Origin of the sequence: Rhizobium sp. BT-226 (assembly GCF_025847085.2) — a bacterium.
Taxonomy (GTDB): Bacteria; Pseudomonadota; Alphaproteobacteria; order Rhizobiales; family Rhizobiaceae; genus Rhizobium; species Rhizobium sophorae.
Genome location: NZ_JAOYTI010000001.1, coordinates 1,959,575 through 1,985,471 on the forward strand (window position 1 = coordinate 1,959,575; position 25,897 = coordinate 1,985,471).

21 protein-coding genes are annotated in these 25,897 nt (G+C 58.3%); 12 read left to right on the forward strand and 9 right to left on the reverse strand.

What is annotated here, in order from left to right; all coding sequences use genetic code 11:
* Positions 1–132: 132 nt before the first annotated feature.
* The 5 genes from OIU37_RS09850 to OIU37_RS09870 all read left to right on the forward strand — a co-directional run bounded on the left by OIU37_RS09850 (position 133) and on the right by OIU37_RS09870 (position 6,711).
* Positions 133–834: a sugar transferase gene (locus OIU37_RS09850; protein ID WP_171605325.1), complete on the forward strand. Its 702-nt coding sequence runs from the start codon at positions 133–135 to the stop codon at positions 832–834.
* A 118-nt stretch (positions 835–952) separates the two neighbouring features.
* Positions 953–2,719 carry a GNVR domain-containing protein gene (locus OIU37_RS09855; RefSeq protein ID WP_264257366.1) on the forward strand — a complete coding sequence of 589 codons (1,767 nt, stop codon included), beginning with the start codon at positions 953–955 and terminating at the stop codon, positions 2,717–2,719.
* On the forward strand, positions 2,716–3,738 hold the full coding sequence (locus OIU37_RS09860) for a glycosyltransferase family 2 protein (RefSeq protein ID WP_264257368.1): 1,023 nt from the start codon (positions 2,716–2,718) through the stop codon (positions 3,736–3,738). Before OIU37_RS09855 ends, OIU37_RS09860 begins: the two co-directional genes overlap by 4 nt.
* A 6-nt stretch (positions 3,739–3,744) precedes the next feature.
* Positions 3,745–5,127, forward strand: coding sequence for a polysaccharide biosynthesis/export family protein (locus OIU37_RS09865; RefSeq protein WP_168311734.1), 1,383 nt, complete (start codon positions 3,745–3,747; stop codon positions 5,125–5,127).
* 117 nt (positions 5,128–5,244) lie between these two features.
* Positions 5,245–6,711, forward strand: coding sequence for a hypothetical protein (locus tag OIU37_RS09870; RefSeq protein ID WP_264257370.1), 1,467 nt, complete (start codon positions 5,245–5,247; stop codon positions 6,709–6,711).
* Positions 6,712–6,899: 188 nt separating this feature from the next.
* Here OIU37_RS09870 and OIU37_RS09875 read toward each other — a convergent pair whose 3' ends face one another.
* The gene (locus OIU37_RS09875; RefSeq protein ID WP_240605274.1) at positions 6,900–7,199 is read right to left on the reverse strand and encodes a hypothetical protein; all 300 of its coding nucleotides are present in this window, start codon (positions 7,197–7,199) and stop codon (positions 6,900–6,902) included.
* Between the two features lie 307 nt (positions 7,200–7,506).
* On the opposite strand from OIU37_RS09875, the gene OIU37_RS09880 reads away from it, so the two are divergent.
* Together OIU37_RS09880 and OIU37_RS09885 are read left to right on the forward strand one after the other, a co-directional pair.
* Positions 7,507–8,418, forward strand: coding sequence for a glycosyltransferase (locus OIU37_RS09880; protein ID WP_264257372.1), 912 nt, complete (start codon positions 7,507–7,509; stop codon positions 8,416–8,418).
* A 133-nt stretch (positions 8,419–8,551) separates the two neighbouring features.
* Entirely contained in the window at positions 8,552–9,574 is a 1,023-nt protein-coding gene (locus tag OIU37_RS09885) for a glycosyltransferase family 2 protein (RefSeq protein ID WP_264257374.1), read from the forward strand.
* Positions 9,575–9,759: 185 nt separating this feature from the next.
* Here the strand turns inward: OIU37_RS09885 and OIU37_RS09890 are convergent, their stop codons facing one another.
* On the reverse strand, positions 9,760–10,509 hold the full coding sequence (locus OIU37_RS09890) for a Crp/Fnr family transcriptional regulator (RefSeq protein ID WP_264257375.1): 750 nt from the start codon (positions 10,507–10,509) through the stop codon (positions 9,760–9,762).
* A gap of 452 nt (positions 10,510–10,961) precedes the next feature.
* Here OIU37_RS09890 and OIU37_RS09895 point away from each other — a divergent pair, with 452 nt between their 5' ends.
* Positions 10,962–11,618 (forward strand): sugar transferase, encoded by a 657-nt coding sequence (locus OIU37_RS09895; protein WP_180695412.1) that lies wholly within the window; start codon positions 10,962–10,964, stop codon positions 11,616–11,618.
* Positions 11,619–11,766: 148 nt separating this feature from the next.
* On the opposite strand, the gene OIU37_RS09900 is transcribed toward OIU37_RS09895, so the two are convergent.
* Positions 11,767–12,063, reverse strand: coding sequence for a hypothetical protein (locus OIU37_RS09900; RefSeq protein WP_168311741.1), 297 nt, complete (start codon positions 12,061–12,063; stop codon positions 11,767–11,769).
* Between the two features lie 590 nt (positions 12,064–12,653).
* On the reverse strand, positions 12,654–13,874 hold the full coding sequence (locus tag OIU37_RS09905; protein WP_264257378.1) for an acyltransferase: 1,221 nt from the start codon (positions 13,872–13,874) through the stop codon (positions 12,654–12,656).
* A 142-nt stretch (positions 13,875–14,016) separates the two neighbouring features.
* Here OIU37_RS09905 and OIU37_RS09910 point away from each other — a divergent pair, with 142 nt between their 5' ends.
* The 3 genes from OIU37_RS09910 to OIU37_RS09920 all read left to right on the forward strand — a co-directional run bounded on the left by OIU37_RS09910 (position 14,017) and on the right by OIU37_RS09920 (position 20,636).
* Positions 14,017–16,335: a membrane-bound PQQ-dependent dehydrogenase, glucose/quinate/shikimate family gene (locus OIU37_RS09910; protein WP_264257380.1), complete on the forward strand. Its 2,319-nt coding sequence runs from the start codon at positions 14,017–14,019 to the stop codon at positions 16,333–16,335.
* Positions 16,336–16,474: 139 nt separating this feature from the next.
* Entirely contained in the window at positions 16,475–18,262 is a 1,788-nt protein-coding gene (locus OIU37_RS09915) for an adenylate/guanylate cyclase domain-containing protein (protein WP_264257382.1), read from the forward strand.
* Between the two features lie 196 nt (positions 18,263–18,458).
* The gene (locus tag OIU37_RS09920; RefSeq protein ID WP_182210321.1) at positions 18,459–20,636 is read left to right on the forward strand and encodes an adenylate/guanylate cyclase domain-containing protein; all 2,178 of its coding nucleotides are present in this window, start codon (positions 18,459–18,461) and stop codon (positions 20,634–20,636) included.
* Positions 20,637–20,652: 16 nt separating this feature from the next.
* On the opposite strand, the gene OIU37_RS09925 is transcribed toward OIU37_RS09920, so the two are convergent.
* The 5 genes from OIU37_RS09925 to OIU37_RS09945 form a co-directional block, all read right to left on the reverse strand.
* Complete coding sequence (locus OIU37_RS09925) at positions 20,653–21,159, reverse strand: YHS domain-containing (seleno)protein (protein WP_276314928.1); 507 nt, start codon at positions 21,157–21,159, stop codon at positions 20,653–20,655.
* A gap of 17 nt (positions 21,160–21,176) precedes the next feature.
* Positions 21,177–21,767, reverse strand: a complete 591-nt coding sequence (locus OIU37_RS09930; RefSeq protein ID WP_264257384.1) for an ankyrin repeat domain-containing protein — start codon at positions 21,765–21,767, stop codon at positions 21,177–21,179.
* Between the two features lie 133 nt (positions 21,768–21,900).
* On the reverse strand, positions 21,901–22,683 hold the full coding sequence (locus OIU37_RS09935; RefSeq protein ID WP_017961838.1) for a FadR/GntR family transcriptional regulator: 783 nt from the start codon (positions 22,681–22,683) through the stop codon (positions 21,901–21,903).
* Positions 22,684–22,877: 194 nt separating this feature from the next.
* Positions 22,878–23,864 carry a substrate-binding domain-containing protein gene (locus OIU37_RS09940; protein WP_017961839.1) on the reverse strand — a complete coding sequence of 329 codons (987 nt, stop codon included), beginning with the start codon at positions 23,862–23,864 and terminating at the stop codon, positions 22,878–22,880.
* 48 nt (positions 23,865–23,912) lie between these two features.
* Complete coding sequence (locus OIU37_RS09945) at positions 23,913–24,893, reverse strand: NAD(P)-dependent oxidoreductase (RefSeq protein WP_168311747.1); 981 nt, start codon at positions 24,891–24,893, stop codon at positions 23,913–23,915.
* Between the two features lie 257 nt (positions 24,894–25,150).
* Between OIU37_RS09945 and OIU37_RS09950 the strand changes: the two genes are divergently transcribed.
* Positions 25,151–25,891: an ATP-binding cassette domain-containing protein gene (locus OIU37_RS09950; protein WP_012758785.1), complete on the forward strand. Its 741-nt coding sequence runs from the start codon at positions 25,151–25,153 to the stop codon at positions 25,889–25,891.
* Positions 25,892–25,897: the final 6 nt, after the last annotated feature.

Genomic DNA, 25,897 nt, shown 5'->3' on the forward strand with positions numbered 1-25,897 from the left:
TAATCCGAATTCTCGAATGCCCGTTAGTAGCATAAAGAATTTGTTAAGGATTATGACCTTGGTAACAGACAACCAGAGTGCGGCGCAGCAAACTTTGAACGGTTCTTAATCGGAATGTTTTGGAGACCAGCGATGACATGGGAAGCACATAGTTTCGAGGCTTGGTCGCGTGTCGGACGGTCCGCAAAAGGCGACGATCTCCATTCGTCCCGGCCTCGTGCGGCAGGCAGATCGTCCAAGCGCGCGCTAGACCTTGTCATCGCAGTCACGGCCCTGATCCTGCTTTCCCCGCTTCTGTTGATCGTCGCAATGATCGTGAAGATGAGCGACCGCGGCCCGGTCTTCTATTCCCATACGCGCATCGGCGTCGGCGGAGCGCCGTTCGGATGCCTCAAGTTTCGCACGATGAAGACCAATGCGAGTGCTCAGCTTGCCGAATTGCTGCAAAACAATCCGGCTGCGCGAAGCGAATGGGAAGCGACTCGCAAGCTGAAGGACGATCCGAGAATCACGGCTGTCGGTGATATCCTCAGGCGGTCGAGCATCGACGAGCTCCCGCAGCTGATCAATATCGTGCGTGGCGACATGAGCCTTGTCGGCCCCCGGCCGGTCACGGCCGAGGAATTGCCGCGCTACGGCGAGCATATATGGGCCTACATGGCCGTCCGCCCCGGCCTGACCGGTCACTGGCAGACCAGCGGGCGCAATGATGTCAGCTACGAGTATCGGGTTTCCCTCGACGTTCACTATCTCAACAACTGGTCGCTCGGCCGGGACTTCATCATCATTGCCAAGACCATTCCCGCTCTGTTTTCGCAGCGTGGCTCGTATTGAGCATTCATGGGGAGAGCCGCCGATCATGCCTGGAATCGGAAGACACGCCACTCCCCCGTCCCTCCAAGCTGCCACTACCCGGTTACTCCGTGATCTCGCCATTTTGGATTAGGACGACATGACCTCAAGCACGATCTTCAGCGGTGTTTCTCCGATATCTCTGCCCGCCGCAGCCGCTAGCGGGAATTCGCCGCTCACCTTGCGGGATATGCTCTTCTTTCTCAGAATGCGCTGGCTGTGGATTGCGGCGACGATTTTCGCTTTCCTCGTAATGGCAGGGAGCTACGTGCTGACCGCCGAACCGACGTTCGTTGCCAACACGCAACTTGTGATCGTCCCCCAGGTCAGCGGCTCCGAAGCGCAGAGGGCTTTCGCGGAAGACGCGTTCATCGAGGGACAGTTGGAGATCGCCAAATCCAGCGATGTCGTCGGTGGAACGGTAACGGCACTGGGTCTCGATACCGATCCTGACTTTGTCGATCAGACGCCTTCGCTGCAGGATAGGGCAAAGAACTGGTTGATGGGGGTTTCTTCCGAACCGGATACGGCATCGCAGGAAGCGGCCGCCCCAGGACCGCGTGACACACAGCCGCGACAGCAGATCGAGGACGGGCGTATCCATGACCGGGCGGTCGCCACGCTGCTGAACATGATGGGAGTACGCCGGGTCGGGAGTTCGACGATCATCGAGATATCGGCTGCGGCGTCGACCCCGCAGCAGGCCGTCGATATTGCCGACACGCTGGCCAGGCAGTATATCCAGAAGAATATCGCGATGAAGGCCAATGCGTCCCGGCAATACAGCGAATGGCTGACCAGATTCGTAAGCGAGCAGCAGCGCGGACTGGCCGAAGCTGCCAGGGCCCTGGCCGGCTTCACGAGCAATCCGCGCGATCAGTTCAAGCTTGCGGAGCTGCAGAGCGCGACTGACGCCCGCCGCACCCTTTATGAAAATACCTTGAATCAGCTGACCGAAGCCAAGCAGCGCATCACCTACCCGGTGTCGGACGCTACGATCGTCTCTCGGGCCACCCTGCCTCTTTCGAAAGCCAGGCCACGCAGCACGCTCATCATCGCCTTTGCGGCGGCGGTTGGTCTTGGGGTCGGCTTCGCACTCGCCATGATACGGCACGCCGGCGATCGCCGGATCGTCCGGCCCCATCAGATCGCGGAAGCCGGTGGGCTACCCTTTGTCACTTTGCTGGCGACATCGAGGACCCGCAATGGTCACTCTGCGCGTTTCCTCGCCGCCGGTACCGGCAGCAGCAGCACCGCAGCCGCCTATCCTGTTATTCCAGGCATGGCGGAGCTGAGCGCGACGGTCGTTGGTCTTCGGCGCAAACGTCGGGTCGTCATTGGAATCGTCGCCGTCAATCCTGGCAGCGGGGCATCGACCATAGCATGCGAACTTGCGGTGCTCTCGTCGATATCAGGAGCGCAGACGCTGCTGATCGATGCGGCTGCGCAGAAATCGTCGCTCAGCAAATCGATTGCGCCCCATAGTTCCACAGGCCTCGTCGATGTTCTCGACAATGGCGAACTGATCCAGACGGCGGCATTGCCCCTCACCCCGACGCTGAAATTCCTACCCCTCGGCAAAGTCGAAACGGTGACGCCGGCCATTCGCCTCAGCTCCCGCCGCACGCAGTTGAGCTTCGCCGACCTGAAAAAGGAGTTCGACGCCATATTCGTCGACATTTCCGCATTCTCCGCTTCGCCGGATGCCAATGCGATCGCGCCGGAACTGGACGGTGTCCTCGTGGTCACGTCGCACGGGCACACCTCGATCGACGATACCATGCACGTCATCGAGACCCTGCGGAATGTCGGCGCCGAGATCCTCGGCGCGATCATCAACTATGCACCGAAAAGAATAGAGTCATGACTTCACTTTCGGCAGAAGCAACCAGGCAGGACAGCCCGACCGGACCAGCGCCTGTTCATTGCGGCGCTGAAGCCATGGAGGGCCCCGCGCGCCGCCCATTGCGAATGGCTGTGGGAATTGCTTCGGCAGGCCGCCCCTCGATACTGCGGGAGACCGTCGATTATCTCACCGCCCTGCCGGACCAGGCCGAGCGGCTGATCGTCTGCGTGCCCGTGATCGACGACGCCGCCGGCCTCGCCGACCGCCTCGATGTGGAAGTCATCGTCGGCAGCCGTGGCCTGACCTCCCAGCGCAACAGAATCATCCAGGCAGCCGCCGCCGATACGGATATTCTGATCTTCCTGGACGACGACTTCATTCCCGCAGCGACCTTCCTGTCGCGGATGGCGGCTGTCTTTGCGGCAAACCCCGACGTGGCGATCGCCACTGGCGAAGTCCTGGCCGACGGCATCCTCGATGGCGGCCTTAGCATGCCAAAGGCCCTGCAGGTTCTTGAAACTGCGGGCGAAAGAGCCGGGCAGGTGGCGGAGGTTTATAACGCCTACGGATGCAACATGGCGGTTCGCCTATCACCCGTTGTCGAGCACGCGCTGGCCTTCGATGAACAGCTGCCGCTCTACGGCTGGCTCGAAGACGTCGATTTCAGCCGGGCCATCGCCCGTTACGGCAGGTCCGTGCGTGTCGAAGGCGCTCGCGGCGTGCATCTCGGCGTCAGATCCGGGCGCCAGCCCGGCCGAAGACTCGGCTATTCGCAAGTTGCCAATCCTGTCTACCTGATCCGGAAGGGCACGATGTCGAAGGGCCGTGCTGTCGCACAGATCGGCCGCAACATCCTGGCGAATACGCGGGGCCTATTATTCAATGACCGCTTGATCGACCGATGGGGACGCTTGAACGGCAATTTGCTGGCGCTATCCGATCTTCTTGTCGGCCGCGTCTCTCCGTCCCGCATCCTGGAATTTGGCAATCCCGCGCCGCGCGAGATGCCTTCGCCGTCGATCGCAACGAAACGGAGATAGCAGACAATGCAGTGCACATCCTTGTCCGGTCGCCTCATCTCCATCGCCCTTGCCTTGCTGGTATTTTCCGGCGTGACCGGCTGGAGCGTCGCCCATGCGGAAAACTATACCCTCGTGCCGGAAGATCAGGTGAGACTGCGTGTCGTCGAATGGCGATCATCGGATTCCCGGTATGCCAGCTGGGAAGCCCTCGGCGGAACATATACAGTCGACGATGCGGGTAATCTGGCGATTCCGATCGCCGGTCAAGTGCAAGCGATCGGCAAGACGACGGAGCAGGTTTCCGATGCGATCGCCACTGCGCTGTCCGAAAAGGCCGAACTGCCGGGAAAGCCGTTCATCGCCGTGGAAATTGCCCAGCATGCGCCGATCTTCGTAACCGGGACCGTGCAGACCCCCGGGCGCTATGCTTTTGAAGCCGATATGACGGTCATGAAAGCCGTCAGCATCGCCGGCGGCTTCCTTCGAGAGCGCGAGGAGAATACCGTCTTCGAGCGCGACCGGATCCAGGCTGCCGGCGCCTACCGAACAGCCATTCTCAACCGGCGCGATCTTCTGATGCGCCAGGCGCGGTTGCGCGCCGAGATCGCCGGCGAACAGAGTTTCGATATCCCCGCCGAACTCGCCGGAACACCCGATGTGGACAAGCTGAAGGCGCAGGAATTAAACCTGATGCGGTTGCGACGCGTCGATATCGAAAGCCAGATCGAAGCGGCGAGCGACCTCGCCCGTCTCTACGGCCAGCAGGTCCAATCACTCGAGGCCAAGATCAATTCGCAAAAGCGGCAGATCGACCTTGCGCAGAAGGAACTGGATAATGTCAACAGCCTGGTGAGCAAGGGCCTGGTCAGCAATAGCCGGCAGGTCACGGTCGACCGCGGCGTTGCGGATGCACAAGGCACCCTAATCGATCTCGAGGTCGCCCTGACCACGGCTCGCCAGGGGCTCAGCGAAGCCGATCGCTCGAAGATCAATATCGTCAACCGGCAGAACAGCGAAAACCAGGAGCTACTCAACCAGGTCAATCTCGCGATCGGCAGGGCGGCGATCGACATTCAGGTGGCCCAGCTCCTGGGCGAACAGGCTGGCTACAGCGCTCAACTCGCCCAGATGAATACGGACATGCCGGGTCTTGGCAGAGCGCAAAAGAACTACAGGATCGTGCGTCGCAACGACGATGGCACTTATCGCAACATCGAGGCGGACGAGACGACCGCCTTGCGGCCGCATGATGTCGTAGAGATCGGCATCAACACGGACCTCCAGACGACGTCGCCTCCGCTGCAGCAGTCCGCGCCACTGCAGCAAAGCTCGGCAGTTCCGCTGTCGGATGTAGCAGGCGACAATCAGACGGCTCCCGGCTGGATATCCCAGACGGGATCGAATTAGGGGGCGGTCGTGACCATTAACGAAAGCTGGCGGCTTTCGCCTCGGGCATTGCGCCGGAAGGCGCTTTCGGCAAACCCGATGCCTCCGCCGCTCTCCGTCAGGATCGGGATCTGAAGCATGTCGATAGAACCGATCGGCTTCATCGTTCTGCTGCTTGGCCTGCTTAGCATGGTCAACGGGGCGCGTTTTGCGATCACGACACTTTGCCTGTCGACGCTGCTCGGAGCGGCAGCGGCTCTCCAATTGCCCGCGCTCGGCGGCAGCAGCATCCAGCCAAGCCATCTTCTCGTGCTTTTTCTCGTGGTAGCCGCCCTGCTGCGCCCGGCTCAAACACAGGCGACGCTCGCCAGCATCGCCTATCCGGGTCCCGGTTTCTGGTTTGCCGCCTACATCCTGTTTTCCGTGGCATCATCTTTCTTTTTGCCGCGCATCTTTGCAGGCGCGACCCTCGTCTACTCCTCTGCGCGAGACACCACGGGCATGATGTCGACGGTGGCGGCTCCCCTATCGCCGGGTTCGTCCAATCTCAGCCAGTCTGTCTATCTGCTCGGCGACCTCGCCTGTTTTGCCGTCGTCTCGGGGCTTGCCAGGCTCGGCTATGCCCGTTTCATCGCACTGCAGTTAATCGTCGCCTCGATCGCATGTTTTGCCCTGGCGTTGATTGACATCGGAACATTCCTAACCGACCAGTCCTACCTGCTCGATGTCATCAGAAACGCGAACTATACGATGCATACGGCCGAGACGATCAGCGGCTTCAAACGCATCGTCGGGCCGTTCCCCGAAGCAAGCACTTATGGCGCGGTTGCATTAGCCTATTTTTCCTTCACGCTTCTGCTCTGGTTGGAGCGCGTCCAAAGCCGTATGGCAGGACTTGCAACGCTTTTCATCGGCCCGACGATCGTTCTCTGCACATCGACAACCGCCTATATCGCCGGCATTTTCGTTGTCTGCATGTTCGTTCTGTTTTGCCTGAAACGACTGATCAGCGGCCCCGCCACGACCCCGCATGTGACTTTCCTGGTGATCACGCTGTTTTTGATTCCCTGCGCCATCGTCGCACTCAGCCTTGTCCCCGATGCGTGGAATTCCCTCGCCGGTCTGATGAGCACCACCTTGTCGGACAAGCTCCAATCGCAATCCGGTGAAGAGCGCACCGCCTGGAATACACTGGCATTGATCGCATTCGTCGATACCGCCACCTTCGGCGCCGGGCTCGGCACGGTTCGGGCCTCGAGTTTTATCGCTGCGTTGCTCTCCAATGTCGGATTGACCGGCACTCTTCTCTTCGCCACGTTCCTGTACAGCCTTGCGAGGGCCTCCGGCCGGCACATGTCAGGCGATCGGGAAACGCACGCGATCGGAACCGCTGCGGTTATGGCATCCATCGCGCAGGTCGCCTCGGCGGCGATATCGGGGAGCGGCACAGATCTCGGCTTGCTGTTCAGCACCACGGCAGGTCTGGCGGCCGGCTGCCTGGCTACCAATACCTCCCCCCGGCGCGCGACCCGATCGCTTGCTAATCGAACCCCGCTGGAGACATCGACATCTCTGATGAGAGCGCCGATGTTTTCAACACGATGACGCCCGCCTTGGAACTCCGCCCCGGCGCGGGATGGCAATCTCGTCGAGCCATCGGCGTGCGCGCATTGGGCCGAAGCCGGCCGACCGCACCGCATCTTTCAAGGATCGCCTGTAAAAGCAGTCCATCGGATAAACTCCGTCCTGCGAGGCCAGCCGCAGAAGACTATGCTGCGGGTTTTATGTCGACATCAGCCTTGCGGGCGCTCCCTGGTGGTCGCGACGCTATCTGCAACGGAATTGTTTTCGCGCAGCCTGGCACTGCGCCGCAAAAGCCCCGACAGGAACACGCCTGCCAGATAGCCGATTTCCATGAGCACGAGGATGGCGATACCGGAGAGCACGGCCGCGATCACGGAAGACCCGCCGGCGAAAGCCACGCCGCCGAAGCCGATTGCCACCAGGATTGCAAAAATTGCGAAAGCCCAGGCGCGGATGGAAGCCCCGGCAGCGATCGAAATCACGGCTGCCCCGAGTGTGGTGATCAACATGACAATCCCTCTTCCGTCGGCATTCCGACAAGGGTCCCGGCACCAATCGCCGTACCGCGAAACAACATGTCGAAACATAGCCTTTTGACAGGCAAGGCACTCTTCATGGTCAAGATCTCAACAATGAAACATACAAAAGCCACCAGCAGCCAGACACCGATTCAACACCACCGAACTGGGTGCTGGCTATATATACCGAACAGGGCCTTCATATGACAGACCCGTCGGCTCAATTCACAACTGTTCCCTCGCCTCGCAAAGACAACACCGATTCATTTGTATTGCGCACACTCGGAAAGGTGATGACATGAACAACCAGTGCATCGTCTACGTCACGGATGTCGAGTATTCATTTCCGACCATTCTCTCGGCGCTTCAGGCTCGCAAATTCGCAAGCCATGCGACCGACGTCTGCGTTCTGATGTCGGAACATCTCGACAATTTCGAAGAGCTGAAAGCCCTGCTTGCAAGGAGTGGGGTCATATTGACCGATGCGACCGAAGCGCTGCAGGACTCGCTCGGCAAGCTCGACAGTTCGCATTTCCAAGGACGCATCAGCGTCAGCACGATGGCCAAGCTGGTCCTTTGCGAGATCCTGCCTTCCAACTATACCCAGATCATCTACCTCGATGGGGATACCCAGATCGTCAGCGATCTCGGTGCGTTCGAAAGTGCCGCTGTGCCCGAGGGCAGGTTTTTCGCGGCCCGCGACTACACGGCGATCCATGACTTCCTCGACACCGGAAAGGACAGCCACTATTTCAACGCAGGCGTCCTGAAATTCCATCGAAATGGCTGGATCGGGCAGGAGGCGCTCGAGCTCTTTGCTAGAAATCCCGAGGCCTGCGAGGGCAAACATGATCAGGGCGCACTGAATTATGTCTGTGGTTCATCGCTCATCCTGGTATCGAACCGCTGGAACTTTCCCAAACAATTCCTTCATCTGGTAAACATCTCCTCCTTGTCGATCGTCCATTATATGGCGCATCCGAAGCCATGGCATGGAACCTTCTTTCCGTGGACCGATAAGGAAAGCCAAGTATACGTCGACCTGCGCAAAGCACATCCGATTTATAACTCGCTGTATCGCGGAATAAGCCTCGATCGGAAGATGCTGTATAAATACCGGTCGATACGGGCGCGCATCGAACACGCAATCGAGAAAGAAGGACCCAATCCTAGGGTCCAGAGCTTGCTGGTTGGCGACTACGCCGTATGATGATGTATTGTTGGTCCGACTTGAATGTCCGCGTGACTGAACTCAGCGTCGCCGGTCGAGCCGTGGATTTGCAGACGGAAGCGCAAAGTATTCATCCATTCATTCCAGGAATGAATAATCTTCGGGACAGAGTATGAGTTATAGGGCTTCCGCCGCCAGTATCTCGCATTACGTGAAAGCCCGCCTGCGCCGGTCGCTCAAGGCTCGGCAGGTTCGCTATGACCTGCTGCGCAACGGGCTCAAGCAGGCGCGCCACGTCGTCATCTGCGTCATCCGTGACGAGGGCCACCGGTTGGCCTTCTTCCTTCAGTATTATCGCGATCTCGGCTTCGAGCACTTCATCTGTATCGACAACGGCTCGACCGACGGCACGGCCGAGTTGCTGTCCAGCTTCGACGATGTCTCCCTTCTTTCGGCTCATGGTTCCTACAAGGCGGCGAGGTTCGGAAACGACTGGATCAACGAAGTCATCAATCGGCACTGCCGGGAGAAGTGGGTCCTCTATGTCGATGCGGATGAGTTTCTGGTCTATCCGCACTGCGATACCCGGCCGATCGATCAATTGACCGCCTACATCGATTCCATGGGCGGTCATTCCCTCCGCTCCGTCATGATCGACATGTACAGCCCGCATCCGGTTCTCGAAAACATATGCGAACCCGGCCGCAACCCGCTCGAAGTCTGCAATCTTTTCGACCGGTCCGGCTATGTCGCGCATTTCGACAAACGCAACAGGACGACATGGATCAAGGGCGGCGTTCGCGGGCGCGTCTATTTCCGCGACCGGCTCTGGGATGGCCCCGCGCTCAACAAGATACCGCTGGTCTATGTGGCGGGAGAGCGCCTGTTTCTTAAATCATCGCACCAGGTCTGGCCGCTCTCTCTGAATTTGGGCGACATGCGCGGAGCGCTCGGCGTATCCGGCGCCCTTCTGCATTTCAAGTTCCTATCGACCTTCGTGCATAAGGTTGCCGATGCGGCACACCGGTCGCAACATACGGAGGAATATACCGTATACTCCTCGGGCAGAGACATGGACGACTTCGTCTATGACGATACGGGCACCTACAGAAGCTGGAAGGACCTGTCCGATCATGGGCTCATACAGGGTGAAGGCTGGAAATACTGGAGGAATGCTTCCGAGAGCGAAGTCTAAGTATGTTGCGCCAAATGCGCAGCGATTTTGGGACGACGTGCGTCAAGCCAAGCGCTAACACGCCAACCTGATCTTTCAGCCTGCTTCGTCTGACTATCAACTTCCACTGTCATCAAACACAAAACCCGCCGGCGGCGGGTTCTGTTGAGGCTTGCTGCCGTTCTGTTTTTTATCGCGGCGAAGCCTCAGGCGAGACCCGTCCCCTCGGCATAAGCCTCCAGCGCCTTCCGATTGAGAATGCGGATTTTGCCCTGTGTCCCGTCGACCACCTTGTTCTCGCGCAAACGCCGCAGGCACTGGTTGACCTTTTCACGCGACGCCGGAAGCGTCGCGGCCAGCTCATGCTGCGAGATGATCAGCTCGTCGCCGCTATTCTGCGCGTCCATTCTATACAGGGCAGAAAGACGCAGCAGCGTCCGGGCCAGTCTCTGCCTTAGGCTCGATCCGGCATTGGAAATGATCCGCAGTTCGAGTTCGGAAACACGAGCAAGCGCCTTCGACAGGATCTTCACCTGAAATTGCGGATCGTTCGCACATAAGTCCCGCAGCAACCGACCGTCGAAGTAATGCAATTCGCAGTCCGACGAGGCCCGATATTCCAGGCTGAGGGACTGCTTGCGCAGCACCTCCAATTCGCCGATCAAGCCGCCTTTCGGAACGATTTCCACGATGAACTCTCGTCCATCGGCAAGCGGGGTGCTTGCGCTCACCATTCCGCGCTGTACGCGGGCGAACATGTCGAGGACGACGCCGGCGCCGGCAATAACCTCACCGCGGCGAAACTTTCGAACACTCGAGCGGAAAAACGGGAACTCGTGATCCAAAGTCGCCCGGCCGTCGTAAACAATACCTACAGTCCCGCAAGTAACCGCTTCGCTTATTCGCTCGGCGTTTCCTTTAGTCCTATTGTCTCTGGTTCTAATCGCCCCGTCCATACGCGTAACTCCACGCAGACTAATTGATATATTGTCTTGAGCGACATTCGTAATAGGTTAAATTAGAAAGTCAAACAATAATAAAATAAAACTTTCGTGTTGAAACTATACGTAATTATGAAGATCCCTCACGTTTATATATCATAAAATTCATATTGAATTCTATCGCAAACAACGCTTTGAGGCTGCTTGACGATTTTTATACAATTTATGACAAATGCCTATCTGTAGAATACCCCCGACAAGCACAATAATAACATTACGTTTTAAAATAAAACAAATTAACATTTCTGACATATAGTCAAAAACAAAAGTAATATTTTAAATATTCTTAAGAATTTCTTAAGGTCATAAAGAATTAATTCATAATTATGACCTCGGTCACAGACATCCAACTTGCATTAAAACAAGCTTTGGCTGTGATTTCTAGAATTCGTCTAACGGAGACACGGGTGGCGGGGAAAAATCAGGGCATGAACCAAACCAAACCTTGGCGGGATTTCGCCATGACCTATCAGGGAAGGCGTCCATTCAATTCGTCACAACCCCGTCTGATCAGCAGATTTCTGAAGCGCGCATTGGACATCATCATTGCGGCAAGTTTCTTATTCCTTCTGTCGCCGCTCCTCCTGTCGGCGGCAGTCATCGTCACGCTAAGTGATTGGGGCCCTGTTTTCAATTCCCATCGCAGGATCGGTTACAAGGGAAAAGAGTTTGGTTGCCTCAAGTTTCGGACGACGGGATCCGACGCAACGACCGACGCGCACGTCACCGTCGTCGGCAATATTTTGAGGCGATCGAGCCTCGACAAGCTTCCGCAATTGATCAACGTGTTGCTGGGTCAAATGAGTCTCGTCGGCCCTCGCGCCATTACCAAAGAAGAGCTGCCGCGTTACGGTGAACATGCCTATGCCTACATGGCCGTCCGTCCCGGCCTGACGGGCCATTGGCAAACCAGCGGGCACAACGACGTGAGCTATCGGAATGGAATTTCCCTCGACGTCGAATATTTGTCCAAATGGACGCTCACGCTGGATTTCGTGATCATGGCAAAAACGCTCTCGGCGCTGCTTTCCAGGCACGCGTTGCTGCCCAAAGTCGACTCCTAAAGCATGTCGCGCAAAACTGGGTAGCGGTTTTGAGATAAAGACATGCGCAAAATCAAAGGCTAAGACGCGGCAAGCGAATCCAAAATATCGCGCGCTTTAGACACCCTGACACAGCGCAGCCGAGCATCCTGCCGCCTCGGCCATGTCACTACCCATGAGGACGCTTGCCCGTGACATGGGAGCGCTCAGTAATGGAGTTCTTTTTCCGGCGCTTTTGAATATGCCACAAGGAGAAGGCGAATAGACCCGCCAGATAGCATATCTCCATCAATACAAGCACTTCGATGCAAGAAACGACCGCCTCCGTCAAGGAGGAACCCTTCAGCAGGATCACGCCGCCCAAGGCCGTGACCACCAGAAATGCGAAAATTGCAAAGGCCGAGGCGCGAATGGTCGCTCCGGCGGCGATAGAGACGGCAACCACGACGAGCGTGCTCTTCAGCATTATTCTGATCCTCTCTTCACACCTCCTTCAAGCCACCGTCAGCCCTCGATGACATGACAAAACCCAAAGTCGAAACGAAGTCCGATCAAAGTATTTTACCTATTGCGGTTAAAATATTGCTAATGCCAGCCCAGCAAGTCGACGGAACAATGCCGGAGAATATTCGACTATTCATCCAGCGGGGCCGTTCTACCGATTAAACCCAAGAAATCCTTGGATATTGCGACCAAGAAAGATCTAGGTGTCGGAGGCTTATACAGGAGCGAGCAATGCAGCTACGGCGTTCTCTCGCAGAACTGAACGTTTATTTGTTGTTCCTGAAAAGATGATTTTGGCCATAGGCTTACGCTCGAGCGCATGTGCGCCGGCAACGATCGGGCTTACGCTCGTCCGGCAAGCGTGACATCGACCGCATCAGGGTTGCTCACGGGCCTTCGGAAAATTCAGCCCCTGCGATGGACCCGGATATCTATCTGAGATCGGTCAGCCGACAACGAAACAGGGCCCGCCGCTACGGCGAACCCTGCTGATGTCCTTGCCGGTTGAGCACCTGCGATGGAATTGCCAGCCCGAGGCCGATATCGACAAACCTATTTCGAAACCGCGCCGGCTAGTTGCCGTTTTGCGCCGAGTTGGAGACCGAGGTTTTCCAGCCAGGTGACTTGTTTCCTCAATTTCAACGCCGGCTTTTCGATGAATCTCCACGAGAAGGCGGCAAAGCAAGCGGCAACAATGCTGCAGACGATGCCGTTCAACCACCAATTATGCGCCCAGGGGCCGAGCGCTACGAACGCCTGTTGGATCGGATAGCCATAGAGGAAGACGCCGTAGGAGTAGTCGGCCCCACGCAGGACGCCGAGCTTGCGGGGCGAGGTGAGACCAAGGAAGACCGTGACATACCCCATGGCCGGAATGGCAATGAAGTCCCCAAAGGAGGTGAACCAGTATGCCCACAATATCACGGCCACAGAGGCGAGGAAAATTCGGATATCCCACAGAACCTTGTCCTTGTAGAGATAGAAGGTCACCCCCACAAGAAAAGCACAAATGAGCAGATTGCCCGACGCGGTCGTCGGCATAGTTGCCCAATTGCTTTCATGTTTCCAATATCTTGCGATACCGAAGGCTATGATCAAAGCCGGCGTGGCGATAAGGGCAATCACCCGCCGCCTGACCACGCCGAGCAGGAAGAGAACGGCGATCACAGCATAGCACTCAAGCTCGAAGGGCACCGTCCAGAGCTGCCCGTTCACCATTGCGGCGTCAGGATTATCCAGGAATACCCCGGGGAGATTGAAGTGAATGTGCCCTGTGACATTCATCAGATAGGTAAAGAACTGAGGATCGGTGAAATAGTCACGCAGGTCATACTCAGTGTAGATCGCTCCGAGTATAAAGGCAGCCAACAATACCTCTACCGCGAGAGCGGGGTAGATCCGGATAAATCGATTACCGAGAAAGGAGATCAATGTCTTCGATCGTTCAAGACTGCCAGCCACCAGGAACCCGCTCAGGACAAAGAACATGGGCAGCACTGATTTGATAAAAGGACGGAATAGCGATTCCCAGAGAAACAGGTCGTCGCCATAGGTGACGCGGGCCGTATGTATCCAAAGCACTGAAAAGGCTAACAGTAATCGCATATAGTCGAATCCTGTCGGTCGCCCGTTCGCTAGATTAAGCTTTTCGCCGAGAACCATCTGTGCCCCTTTCAGAAGTATTGACTCGATTTGGAATGGCAAGCCGTTGCCGCAGAGCGGCGGCGGCATCATTGCCGGGTCGGGGCCGCGTGTCAGTGACCACAGGTACATCAGGTAAAAATTGAACGAGAGAGCAGCCCTCTCCCGAAGACGCGTCTCTGACCATCAACCCATGGCCCTGTGCTTCCCGAGGGCCATGCGACGGTCGGAGTTGAAATCCAGGTGATCGGGCGGCGGATTGGATGAGGAGACTATGAAATTTCTGGCTACCCTGTTCTGTGTTGTTCTCGCCCTTATCGGATTGGGGCTGATCGGAGGCGGTGCCTGGCTGCTCAGCCTCGGCGGATCGCCCTATTACGCGATCGTCGGGCTTGCCTATCTGGTTGCGGCGCTTCTGCTGTGGCGCCGGAAGACGTTAGGCGGGCTCATCGTTCTGCTTGTCGCCGTTTTTACCCTTCCCTGGGCGCTATGGGAGTCGGGTCTCAATTTCTGGGCGCTGTTTGCCCGCTTGATGTCCCCCATCGCGCTGGCGGGCTTTGCCCTTCTCTTTGCACCATCGCTTTCCCCGGCCGCCAACCGGAAGCTCTTTTATGGCGGCGCCTTGGTGACCGCTCTCATCTTTGTCGCGGGCTTCGGTCTCAGCTTCGTGCCGCATGGGATCATCCACCCCTCCGCCGACATCACCGCCTATCAAGCCGCCAAGGGCGACAACTCTCCCTCCGACTGGACATCCTATGGCCGCACCACGGCAGGAGATCGTTATTCCCCATTCGATCAGATCAACCGCGGCAATGTTTCCAAGCTCGATCTCGCCTGGACATATCGCACCGGAAAGAGTGATGGCGCCGATCAGAACACGCCTCTGCAGATCGGCGATACGATCTACACCTGCACGCCGACAGATGTGATCGCAGCGCTCGATGCAGATACCGGCAAACCCCGCTGGACTTTCGATCCGAAGGCGACGGCGCCTTATTGGCAACGCTGCCGCGGCCTCGGTTACTACAAGGTGCCGACGGAAGCCCAGTCCGCCGATGGTCTCTGCAATGAGCGCCTGGTGCAGACGACGATCGACGCCCGTCTCCTGGAGATCGACAGCAAGACCGGCGCGCCCTGCAAGGACTTCGGGGACAATGGCACCGTGCAGCTTTCCCAGGGCATGGGCGAAGTCAAGACGGGCTATTATTTCCAGACATCGGCGCCGCTGATTGCCCGCAACCTGATCGTCGTCGGAGGCTGGGTGACGGACAATCAGGAGGTCGGCGAACCCTCTGGCGTTATTCGTGCGTTCAACGTCGTCACCGGCGAGCTCGAATGGGCATGGGATCTCGGCAATCCGGAGATCACCAAACTCCCGCCGGAAGGCCAGACTTATACGCGGGCCACGCCCAACATGTGGACGACGGCCGCATTCGACGACAAGCTTGGCCTGATCTATGCACCGCTCGGCAATACCACGCCGGATTATTACGGCGTCAATCGCCCTGCTTTCGCCGATCAATACAATGCGACATTGGTAGCACTCGATGTGACGACCGGTCGGGAGAAATGGAAATTCCAGACCGTGCATCACGATATCTGGGACTATGATCTGCCGGCCCAACCGGTCCTGATCGACCTGCCTGACGGCAATGGCGCCACCGTGCCTGCTCTGCTGCAGACCACCAAACGCGGGCAGCTTTTCCTGCTCAACCGTCAGACCGGCGCACCGCTTGCCGAGGTTCAGGAGAAGCCGGTGCCGCAGCATGGCGGCGCGCCGGAAGAGAAACTCTCCCCCACGCAGCCCTATTCCGTCGGCATGCCGACAATCGGTGCGGACCGCGTGACGGAGCAGACGGCCTGGGGCCTGACGATGTTCGATCAGCTGGCCTGCCGCATCGCCTTTCGCAAGATGCGCTATGACGGCGATTTCACCCCGATCGGCACGCAATATGCGATCCAGCAGCCGGGAAATCTGGGTGGTCTCAATTGGGGAAGCGTATCGGTCGATCTGCCCAACAACAGGGTCTTCATGAATGACATCCGCGTCCCCAGCCTCTTCGCACTCATCCCGCGCGAGGAGTATGTCGACTTTGCCCTCACTACGACCGCGCACGGCCCCTCCGCCCCACAGCGCGGCACGCCTTACGCCATGGCCACCGAGATGTGGACATCGAGGCTCCGCGTTCCCTGCACGCAACCGCCCTTCGGCACCGTCACTGCAGTGGATCTGAAGACGCGCAAGATCGCATGGCAGGTTCCGGCCGGCACGGCCGAAGAGCTCGGGCCATTCAAGATCAAAACCAAGCTGCCTATGCCGATGGGCCTGCCGAGCTACGCCGGCACGGCTGCAACCGCCGGCGGCGTCGTCTTCTTCGCCGGCTTCCAGGATTATTATATTCGTGCCTATGACGCCGAGAACGGTGCCGAGCTCTGGAGATATCCCCTGCCGGTCGGCTCGAGCGCGACACCGATGACCTACGTCTCACCGAAAACAGGCAAGCAATATGTCTTGATATCGGTTGGCGGCGCACCCTATTCGAAGGATATCGGCGACTACGTCCTTGCCTTCTCGCTGAAAGACGGAACTTAGCCGCGGATATCGCATAAGCTTCACCGACCATCTTCAAGCCCACGGCCACGGACCGCTTCTCAGCGGAGGCATCGGATTTGGCGGCGCTGCCGGTCACACTGTGTTATTTTGATCCGACGAGGAATTGGGACTTACGAGCGTGACGCGAAAACTGGCGGCGATCCTGGTCGCAGATGTGGTCGGCTACAGCCGCCTCGCCGGTGCGGACGAGGATCGCATCCTGGCGCGGCTGAGAACGCTCCGCAGCGACCTGGTCGATCCGACCATCGCCGTGCACAATGGCCGTGTGGTCAAGCGTACCGGTGACGGAAGCCTCATCGAGTTTCGCAGCGTCGTGGACGCCGTGCGCTGTGCGATCGAAGTGCAGACTGCCATGGTCGAGCGCAATATCGGCGTGCCGCCCGAGCATCGCATCGAGTTCCGGGTCGGGATCCATCTGGGAGATGTGGTCGAGGAGAACGACGGCGATTTGATGGGCGACGGCGTCAATATCGCCGCGCGGTTGGAGGGAATTGCCAAGCCCGGCGCCATTTGTCTTTCCGAAGATGCCTACCGCCAGGTGAGAGCGAGACTGGATCTTGCCGTGACCGATCTCGGCAAGATCCAGCTCAAGAATATCGCTGAACCGATGCAGGTCTATTCGCTTCAGGTCGGAACTCCGCCGCCGAACCCGGCACGACAGGCGCGGCCCGCAATCAAAATGCCGTCAGTTCCGGCCATTCCCGACAAGCCGTCCATCGCCGTACTGGCGTTCAACAACATGAGCGGCGATGCCGAACAGGAGTATTTCTCCGACGGTATCAGCGAGGACATCATCACCGATCTCTCGAAGCTGTCCGAATTGCACGTGATCGCCCGCAACTCATCCTTCGTCTACAAGAATGTCACAGCCTCCGTACCTGAAATGGCCAAGGCGCTCGGCGTCCGCTATGTCCTAGAAGGCAGCGTGCGCAAGGCTGGCAACCGCGTGCGTGTCACCGCCCAATTGATCGACGCGAGCAATGGCGGGCATATCTGGGCCAGCCGGTTTGATCGCGACCTCACCGACATTTTCGCGGTTCAGGATGAGCTCACGCAGGAGATCGTGGCCGCGCTCAGGCTGAACCTCACGCATGGCGACCAGGATCGATTAGCCCAAGGGCGCGCACTCAATGTCGACGCTTACGAGTTGCTATTGCGTGGCCGCGAGCAGGCGTCGGCCCATACCCGAGCCGGAAATATGGCCGCCCGCAGCCTGGCGACCGACGCCCTCGCCATCGATCCGCAATATGCGGCCGCCCAGGCACTCATTTCCTTCACCCATGTGCTCGACTACGTCAACGCCTGGAGCACCGATCCGGAAGGCTCGCTGCGAATCGGCATGGATCTCGCGCAGCAGGCCGTGGAAATGGCCGAGGAACAGCCCAACGGCCGCTTCGCACTGGGCATGGCTTGCATGTGGAACCGGGAACTGGACCGGGCGCGGGCAGAAGTGCAGCAGGGCCTCGCACTTTCCCCCAACTCCGCAGATCTCCTGATACTGCTGGCCCATATCCAGATATTCTCCGGCGATCCCGCCGGCGCCCTGGAAACACTCGATGCATCGATGCGGCTCGACCCGCACCATCCTGAAATTCTCTTCCAATTTCGCGCCGATGCGCACTTTTCTCTTGGCGAGTACGAACAAGCGATTGTCGCGATCGAGCAGCGGCTCCAACAAAACTCCCAGTCGGAGACCGCCTACGCCCTGCTTGCCTCATGTTATGGGCACCTCGGCCGGCCGGAGGAGAGCCGGCAGGCCTGGAAGAAGGCACTTCGGATCAATCCTGATTTTTCTGTCGAGCGCCGCCGGCGGGTTCTTCCATTCCGAAACCCCGAGGACTTTAACCGCCGTGTGGAAGGGCTACGTAAGGCAGGACTTACAACGGCGGATCTTGGCCCTTGCTGAGGGAACCTGCCGTCGAGCCGATACGGCAAACAGCTCATTTTATGGGCGGACGCGCGAGAAGCCTCTCAGATCACGCCTTCTCCACGGGGGAATGTGGCCGGCGAACATGATGCGACCTTGGGCAACTGTAATGGCAACGGCACGGCACCTGCTGTAAGATATCGGTTAGCGGATCGGACACCGGGAAAGAGCTGGTATGGAGCGCCGTCTTGCAGCAGTCCTGATTGCGGATGTGGTCGGTTACAGCCGCATGAGCGAGATCGACGAAGAGGGAACGCGTATCCGCTTCCACACCGACCTCCACGAGCTCTTCGAACCGAAAATCGCCACGCATCACGGCCGCCTGATCAAGACTATGGGCGACGGGATTCTGGTTGAGTTCCATAGCGTGGTGGATGCTTTGCGCTGCGCCGTCAAAATCCAGCAACAAAAGGCGGAACGCAATGCGGCCCTGCGGCCCGAGCAGCGGATGCTTTTCCGCATCGGCGTCAATCTCGGCGATGTCATCGTCGAAGGGGAGGACATTCACGGAGACGGCGTCAACATAGCCGCGCGGCTGGAGAGCCTTGCCCCACCCGGTGGAATTTGCATATCCGGCACCGCATTCGATCACACCGTACACAAGGCTGAGGTCGGCTTCTCGGCTCTCGGTGAGCAGCAACTGAAGAACATAGCCGATCCGGTTCGCGTCTATCGTGTTCTGTTAGATCCCTCTGAGGCAGGCAAGGTCGTCGCCTCTCGTCGGCCGCGCCGCCGGTCGATCATTCTGGCCACGCTTGCAGCGCTGTTGATCGCGACCACTGCGATTGTCGTCACATGGCCATGGCCATGGTCGTTTGTGCCGCAACGTCCATCTGTCGCGGTGATTCCTTTTGCCAATTTGAGCAGCGACGCCGGCCAGGATTATTTCACCGATGGCATTACAGACAGCCTGATTGCCGATCTGACCATGCTTTCGGACCTTGACGTCATCGGCCATAATTCGGTGTTTGCCTACAAAGGCAAGCCTCTCGTTTTGGCCGACATCGGACGCGATCTCGGCGTGCGTTTTGTCGTTGAGGGCAGCGTACAACGGATCGGCGATCAAATCCGCGTCAATGCGCAACTGAGCGATGCCGCAACCGGCGACCACCTGTGGGCAAACCGATTTAACCGCGCCGCGGCGGATGTCATGGCTGTGCAGGATGAGCTCAGTCGGCAGATCGCCGAAGCGCTCGGCCTGAAACTCACTCAATCTGAGACGGAACGGATTACCCGTCCGCCGACCGCCAATCTCGAGGCATACGACTACTACCTTCGTGCCGAGCAGGCGACGCGTACCGGCCGCCGTTCCCGGCTGCTCGAGGCACTGGCGCTCTTTGACAAGGCGGAGGCGCTCGACCCCGGTTTTGCAGAGGCCTTCGCCGCCGATGCGCACGCGACCGCCTATGTCTGGCGAAGCGCTTACGACGACGTTCTCCAGAGCGCGCTGGCGCGAAAAAGGGCCTACGAGAAGGCTAGTCGCGCGCTGGCGCTCGACCCGGCTCTTTCATCGCCATACGCCGTTCTTGCCGTCATGCAAGTCGTGGACCGCCGCTACGAGCAGGCGGTTGCCTCGGCGCAGCAGGCGGTGTCGCTTGGGTCTGCCGATGCCGAAGCTCATATGGCATTGGCATACGTTCAACTGTTCTCCGGCAATCATGCCGAGGCCGGCGCGGCCGTCGAGGCGGCGATCAGGCACGATCCGAACCTCTCAGCCATCAATCGATACACGGCTGGCCTGGTGTTTTATTTGCAGCGCGACTACACGAAGGCCATCGACAACTTCGAACGCGCGCGCGATGGTTCTCCGGGAAATGGCGATTTCGTTACCCCACTCGCTATGGCCTATGCCCGTGCCGGTCGCCTCGATGCTGCTCGTGCGACTGTCGCCGAAGGACTTCGCTTTCTAGCTGGGCGCGATTCCCTGGCGGCCTGGCGTATCAGCAATGCCCATTTCCGCAACGAGCAGGATTTGGCGTTTATCCTCGATGCTCTGCGCGAGGCCGGCCTGCCGGAATGGCCGTTCGGTTTCAGGGGCAATGAGCAGGATCGGCTGCACGGTGACGAAATCGCAAGCGCCGTCATGGGCAAGCTCCTCCGGGGCAAGACCGAGCCCTCAGGAAGCCCTGCACTCATGCAAATCGAACGCGACGGCAAGGCAGCCTTCCGCTCGGCGACGCAGATGATCACCGGAACGGTTTTCGTCAATGGGGACATGCTCTGCGAGCAGAGCGAAAACGCATTTGGACGAGCCGATTGCGGACCGGTCTACAGACCTGAAAACTTGCCCGCTGAAACCAGCTATGCTTATGTGAACTCCACCAAGGTCTTCTATTTTTCGCCCGTCAAATAGCCGCGCTCCACTTGCGTCAGTGATACTGATCCCGCTCGAGATCGGCTGCGACCTTCGGCCAGTTTCTATCGGCTTTCGGCACTGCTTCGGCCACGTGAGCGGCAAACCCCTCCGCCGATCCCTTGTCGTAGATCAGGTAAAGCTTGCCGTCGATGATCTTGAATGCCTCTGGGTCGACGTTGATCGTCACCGATCCGAGAGCCACCTCGCCCGCGCAGTAGCCGCCATACTGAGGCGCATATTTGATCGGCTCGCTGATGAACATTTCGCGGTGTTTGGCATTGGCGAAAAGCCACGGTGTCCCCAGCCATTCGTGGGAGAATTCCTCGGAGCCTTTCACAGCTTTGCCTTCGGTGAAATAAGCAACGGGGTCGTATCCCATGATTGCCACGCCGCCGAAGTACCCCGTGTTTACCGAGTCGTCGGCGAAAGCCCGCGATCCACCGACAGCGGCCAAAGCCAGAAGGAACACCGCCATAGAGCGACCAATTCCTCGCGCACCGCTTCTGGTCCCTGCATACATCCGTGCCTCCTGTTCAATCATTGGATTTCCATGCACGTCGCGTATTCTTTCTCCCCGATGCGGCTGGCCGGAGGGCAAGGCGCGCCATGCCGCTTGAAAAGCCGCACGATGTCCGTGTTGCCCTTCCAGATCGCTCGCGTGATTGGCGTGTAGCCGTGAACCTCGGCATGACCGACGTCAGCCCCCTCAGCCAGAAGAAACGTGGCGAGAGCGACGTGGTTTTCCTCACCGGCTACCATCAGCGGCGTTACACCCGCTTTATTGGCCGCGTCGTCGAGCGTTGCGCCATGGTGGAGCAGCAGCTTGCTGATCGGCACGCTGCCGGAAAAGGCTGCCGCATGAAGCGGCGTAAAGCCGCCCGAGTTCCGAGCCATGACGTCGGCGCCTTTGCCGATCAGCAATTCGGCTATGGCAAGCTGGGCTCCGAGCGCGGCGTTGATAAGAGGTGTTGCCTGATCGCGTACCCGGCTGTCGACATCGGCACCGGTAGCCAGAACCTGCTCGACGACGGCGGTGTTTCCAGTGGCAACGGCATCGAACAAAGGGCTCCCCGCAGCGGCCACCGTCCCTGTGAAAATCAACGCCACCGATGCAAGCAGCCCACGCATGGCTCAGCCCCCGAAGGTTGCCAAGGACAGTAGCACAAGCCGCGGGTTTTGGGTAGGCATCGAGGACTGTAGGAGGTTGAATTCCCCTGCATCAAGCTATCGTCAACCCGACAGTCGGACAGGATGCAAAAATCTATCGTGACCACCGGGCGATGATTTCGTCGGTATTTGCCAACGCCTTGCGGACTGCGTTGCGCGCCATGGTCGGTCGCTGCAGTCGAATGCTTTTCTCAATATTTTCATGAAGTTTCAGCGCGTACCGCAAATTGTCTTCCTCCCGCGTCACATGGGCGAAGAGGTGGTTCAGCGCCGATTCGATCAAGACGCCGAGCGGCACCAGCAGATCATTTCCCGAGGCGCGTAAGATCGCGATATGAAATCGCGCATCGGCTTCTGTTCGCTGCTGGAGCGATGTCGCCTGATCCATGTCATGCAGGGCCTGGTTGATCGCGTTCATTTGCTCGTCAGTTCGGCGTTCCGCAGCAAGCGCGGTCGCTTCCGGCTCGATCATATGCCTGAGTTCTTGCACGGCCCTCAGAAAGGATTCGCGATCAGGAGATGCCGCATACCAGCCCAAGACATCTCGATCCAGCAGGTTCCAACGTTCCTTGGGTTCGACCCAGCTGCCGATTTTCGGGCGGGAAGAAAGCAGGCCCTTGGCCATCAACATCTTGATCGCTTCGCGCACCGCCGATCGGCTGACCTCAAAGACTTCCGACCATTTTGCTTCATTTGGCAGGATCGTGCCCGGCGGATAGTCGCCGCGCACGATTCGCAGACCGATCTCGCCTGCTAAAGACACATGAACACTCGCCCCAGTCATGCGGGGAGAATTTGGGCGCCTTGTGGTGGCCGAGCGGTCAACCATCACCACCTCGAGCGCAGCCGTTGGCTTTCCCGATTTTTTGTCAGGCATTTATTTCTACTGCCTCAGCATTCTTTCGACTGTCTGCACGTATGATCACAACAATCGTAATAACGAGGAAGTCGCCTGCGATTGACGCTGGCACAAAGCGCGGAATTCAGGGCGCGTCAAGCCCAGCGGATCTCTCGATCCGTCTCGTGAGGACAGTCGGCGCACCCTTGAACCGGGTGCGCCAAACCGTGAAGCTACTTTTGAATGCAGGTGTCGACTGTATCCTTCGTGCACTCATCGAGCCCGGTGAAAACCGGATCTTCAACCGGCTTGCCGGCAATCAGATCCATCATTACCGACGGTGCCTTGTAGCCCATCTCGAACGGTCGCTGGCCGACGAGCGCCGTGACCAGTCCTTCCTTCGCAATGGCGACCTCGTCGCCGATCGTGTCGGCGGCACCAATGACGAAATCGTTGCTGGCGATCTTGTCGGCCATCGGCTTGAACAGGTCGCGATAAGGTTGCGGCGCGCCGAACAATGGCCAGCCACCCATAATACCGAATGCGTCCAAGTCGGGATTGGCCGCGAGAATATCGGTCATTGCCTGAACACCCTTCGCACCATCGTCATTGGTGAACACCGGGCAGCCGGCGACCTCGGTCCAGCCACCCTCGCCTTTCAGCTCGGTCAAGCCTTTCTGACCAGTAAGCGTGTCGCGCATCCCTTGTGCGCGGCGTAGAATATTGTCTGCTCCCGGATTGCCTTCGATCGTGCAGATCTTGCCGCCCTTCGGCTTGCCCTTCTTGATATATTCGCCGATGCGGGCGCCCATCAGATAGTTGTCGGTGCCGAGATAAGTCTTGCGCAACGCTGCATCCTCGGCGGCAAGATCGGCATCGAGCGTCATCACCGGAACCGTCGGATTGGCCGTCTTCAAGGTCTGGGCAATGAGCTTTGCATTTGACGGCGAGATTGCGATCGCAGCCGTGTCCGCCTTGCCCAACATATCCTGAACGATCTGCGCTTCGCCGGCTTCATCGGATGTCGATGCCGGACCGGTGTAGAAGCATTCGTATTCAGAAGTGGGGTTCTCCTTGTTCCATTTCTGGCAACCTTGATTGATTGCTTCGAAGAACGGATTGTCGAGGCCTTTGACGACGATGACGAGTTGCTTCTTGGCCAGGGCCTGCCCGGCGGTCAGTGCTAAAACTGCGGCTGTAAGTAGTAGTGCCTTCCTCATAGTTTCCTCCCTTGAAACAGACGGACACCGCGTGCCCGCCACACGAAATCAACCCGGATACCAGACGATGCGAGGCTCCTCCTTCGAACGCTCGTATTGCCAGGCCGAGTCGATAAGCATTTCGAGATCGTAGTTTGGCTGCCAATCCAGCAGGTACTTCGCCTTGCTGTTGTCCATCCAATTGGAATGGAAGCGGCTCGGTATGTCGACAGAGCCGAGATTGCGCGTGCGCAGGAGATAGGCGGCGACTTCAGCATAGTCGACGGGGCGATCCATGCAGATATTGAAGAGCTGCCGCTCCGCCCGGGGATTGTCGATCGCTGCCAATATTGCCGATACAAGATCGTCGACATGGACGAAATTGCGCTTCAGTGCACGTCCGTCGGCATCCAAGAGCAGCGGCACCGTACTCATCGCCGCATAGCGCCGTGCCGCGTCTTCCGGAACGAATGTCTTCCAGTCCGGGCCACCAAAGACGTCGTCTCCAAAAGACAGCGAATACTTGAAATCGTCCTTTTCCATGATCCAGGGCGCGCGCAGACAACAGCCATTGAGGCCATACTGAATGCCAAACTGCTCCAGCATGACCTCTTCCAAGACTTTGGATAGCGCATAGCTTCCCGGATAGGCACAATGGCGGGCGTTCTCGGTGATCGGGCCGTCGTGGCGATAGTGGAAATGTCCAACACCCGCATCACCACCGATCAGGATGAACTGGCGTGCCGTAACGCTCGTACGGAACTCCTCGAGCAGCCAAAAGAGACCTTTGACCGTGACATCCATGATGTCTTCAGGCGTTTCCTTGCATGTGGCGAGATGCACAACATGGGTAACGTCAACCAGCGCCGCTGCCACAACATCGCGATCGGCGATCGAGCCTCGGAAGACATCGACACGGTCGGTCGCCTCGTACAAACGATTATGACAAAGCGCACGAATACGGGCTTTGGAAAATCTCGGATCGTCAAGCAGCCCAGCAATGAAGCGCCGCCCGACCTTGCCCGTCGCTCCGGTCACAAGGATCAGCATACCGTTTCTCCCCCATCAATAGCTAATATCTGCGCGCCACTCTCGTCAAATGATATTTGTCTGACAAAACAGATTTTTGCGACAATAAGGTCAATTGCCGGGACAATGAGTTGACGCTGTCGCAGGGTTTTGCGTAAATGCTCCCGATCGCTTTTCCTGGGAGGATACTGGAAGCGAACTCGCCGGAGCCTTGCCTTCAAGACAAGCAGGGTTCGGTGCGATGGATAGCCCGCAGGTTTTGGGAGGCGAGAAGGCTGGTGGCGGTTCTTGAGCTCAGCAATATTTCCAAACATTTCGGTGCCATCCAGGCAGTCAACGATGTTTCGTTCTCGCTCGAAGCGGGGCAGGTTGTCGGCCTCATGGGCGACAACGGGGCTGGCAAATCCACCCTGGTAAAGATGATTGCCGGCAACTTTCGACCGAGCCATGGAACCATGCGGCTCGACGGCGCTGACCTCGTGCTTCATCGGCCGAAGGAAGCACGCCAGCATGGCATCGAGATCGTTCACCAGGATTTGGCGCTCTGCAACAATCTGACGGCGGCAGCGAACGTGTTCCTCGGACGAGAATTGCGCCGCGGCGTATGGCCTCTTCGCATCCTCGACCACAAGGCCATGTACAAACGCGCCGGCGAGATATTTCGCGAGCTCAAATCCGAGACGCGGGCGCGCGATCTCGTCAAGCAAATGTCAGGTGGCCAGCGCCAAGCGGTCGCGATCGGCCGCACGATGCTCTCGGAAGCGAAAATCGTATTGATGGACGAGCCGACCGCAGCCATTTCCGTGCGCCAGGTGGCTGAGGTTCTCAATCTGATCCGCCAATTGCGTGACCGGGGCATTGTCGTTGTCCTGATCAGCCACCGCATGCCCGACGTCTTCTCGGTCGCCGACCGCGTGATCGTGATGCGGCGCGGCAGAAAAGTAGCCGACAAGCAGATTGCGGCAAGTTCGCCGGAGGAAGTGACGGGGCTTATCACCGGCGCCATCGAACAGGTGTGATCGATG

Bases quoted from the DNA above. Each gene is read 5' to 3' on its own strand.
- OIU37_RS09850 (WP_171605325.1), top strand. From the start codon at position 133: ATGACATGGGAAGCACATAGTTTCGAGGCTTGGTCGCGTGTCGGACGG.
- OIU37_RS09855 (WP_264257366.1), top strand. From the start codon at position 953: ATGACCTCAAGCACGATCTTCAGCGGTGTTTCTCCGATATCTCTGCCC.
- OIU37_RS09860 (WP_264257368.1), top strand. From the start codon at position 2,716: ATGACTTCACTTTCGGCAGAAGCAACCAGGCAGGACAGCCCGACCGGA.
- OIU37_RS09865 (WP_168311734.1), top strand. From the start codon at position 3,745: ATGCAGTGCACATCCTTGTCCGGTCGCCTCATCTCCATCGCCCTTGCC.
- OIU37_RS09870 (WP_264257370.1), top strand. From the start codon at position 5,245: ATGTCGATAGAACCGATCGGCTTCATCGTTCTGCTGCTTGGCCTGCTT.
- OIU37_RS09875 (WP_240605274.1), bottom strand. From the start codon at position 7,199: ATGTTGATCACCACACTCGGGGCAGCCGTGATTTCGATCGCTGCCGGG.
- OIU37_RS09880 (WP_264257372.1), top strand. From the start codon at position 7,507: ATGAACAACCAGTGCATCGTCTACGTCACGGATGTCGAGTATTCATTT.
- OIU37_RS09885 (WP_264257374.1), top strand. From the start codon at position 8,552: ATGAGTTATAGGGCTTCCGCCGCCAGTATCTCGCATTACGTGAAAGCC.
- OIU37_RS09890 (WP_264257375.1), bottom strand. From the start codon at position 10,509: ATGGACGGGGCGATTAGAACCAGAGACAATAGGACTAAAGGAAACGCC.
- OIU37_RS09900 (WP_168311741.1), bottom strand. From the start codon at position 12,063: ATGCTGAAGAGCACGCTCGTCGTGGTTGCCGTCTCTATCGCCGCCGGA.
- OIU37_RS09905 (WP_264257378.1), bottom strand. From the start codon at position 13,874: ATGTACCTGTGGTCACTGACACGCGGCCCCGACCCGGCAATGATGCCG.
- OIU37_RS09910 (WP_264257380.1), top strand. From the start codon at position 14,017: ATGAAATTTCTGGCTACCCTGTTCTGTGTTGTTCTCGCCCTTATCGGA.
- OIU37_RS09920 (WP_182210321.1), top strand. From the start codon at position 18,459: ATGGAGCGCCGTCTTGCAGCAGTCCTGATTGCGGATGTGGTCGGTTAC.
- OIU37_RS09925 (WP_276314928.1), bottom strand. From the start codon at position 21,159: ATGTATGCAGGGACCAGAAGCGGTGCGCGAGGAATTGGTCGCTCTATG.
- OIU37_RS09930 (WP_264257384.1), bottom strand. From the start codon at position 21,767: ATGCGTGGGCTGCTTGCATCGGTGGCGTTGATTTTCACAGGGACGGTG.
- OIU37_RS09935 (WP_017961838.1), bottom strand. From the start codon at position 22,683: ATGCCTGACAAAAAATCGGGAAAGCCAACGGCTGCGCTCGAGGTGGTG.
- OIU37_RS09940 (WP_017961839.1), bottom strand. From the start codon at position 23,864: ATGAGGAAGGCACTACTACTTACAGCCGCAGTTTTAGCACTGACCGCC.
- OIU37_RS09945 (WP_168311747.1), bottom strand. From the start codon at position 24,893: ATGCTGATCCTTGTGACCGGAGCGACGGGCAAGGTCGGGCGGCGCTTC.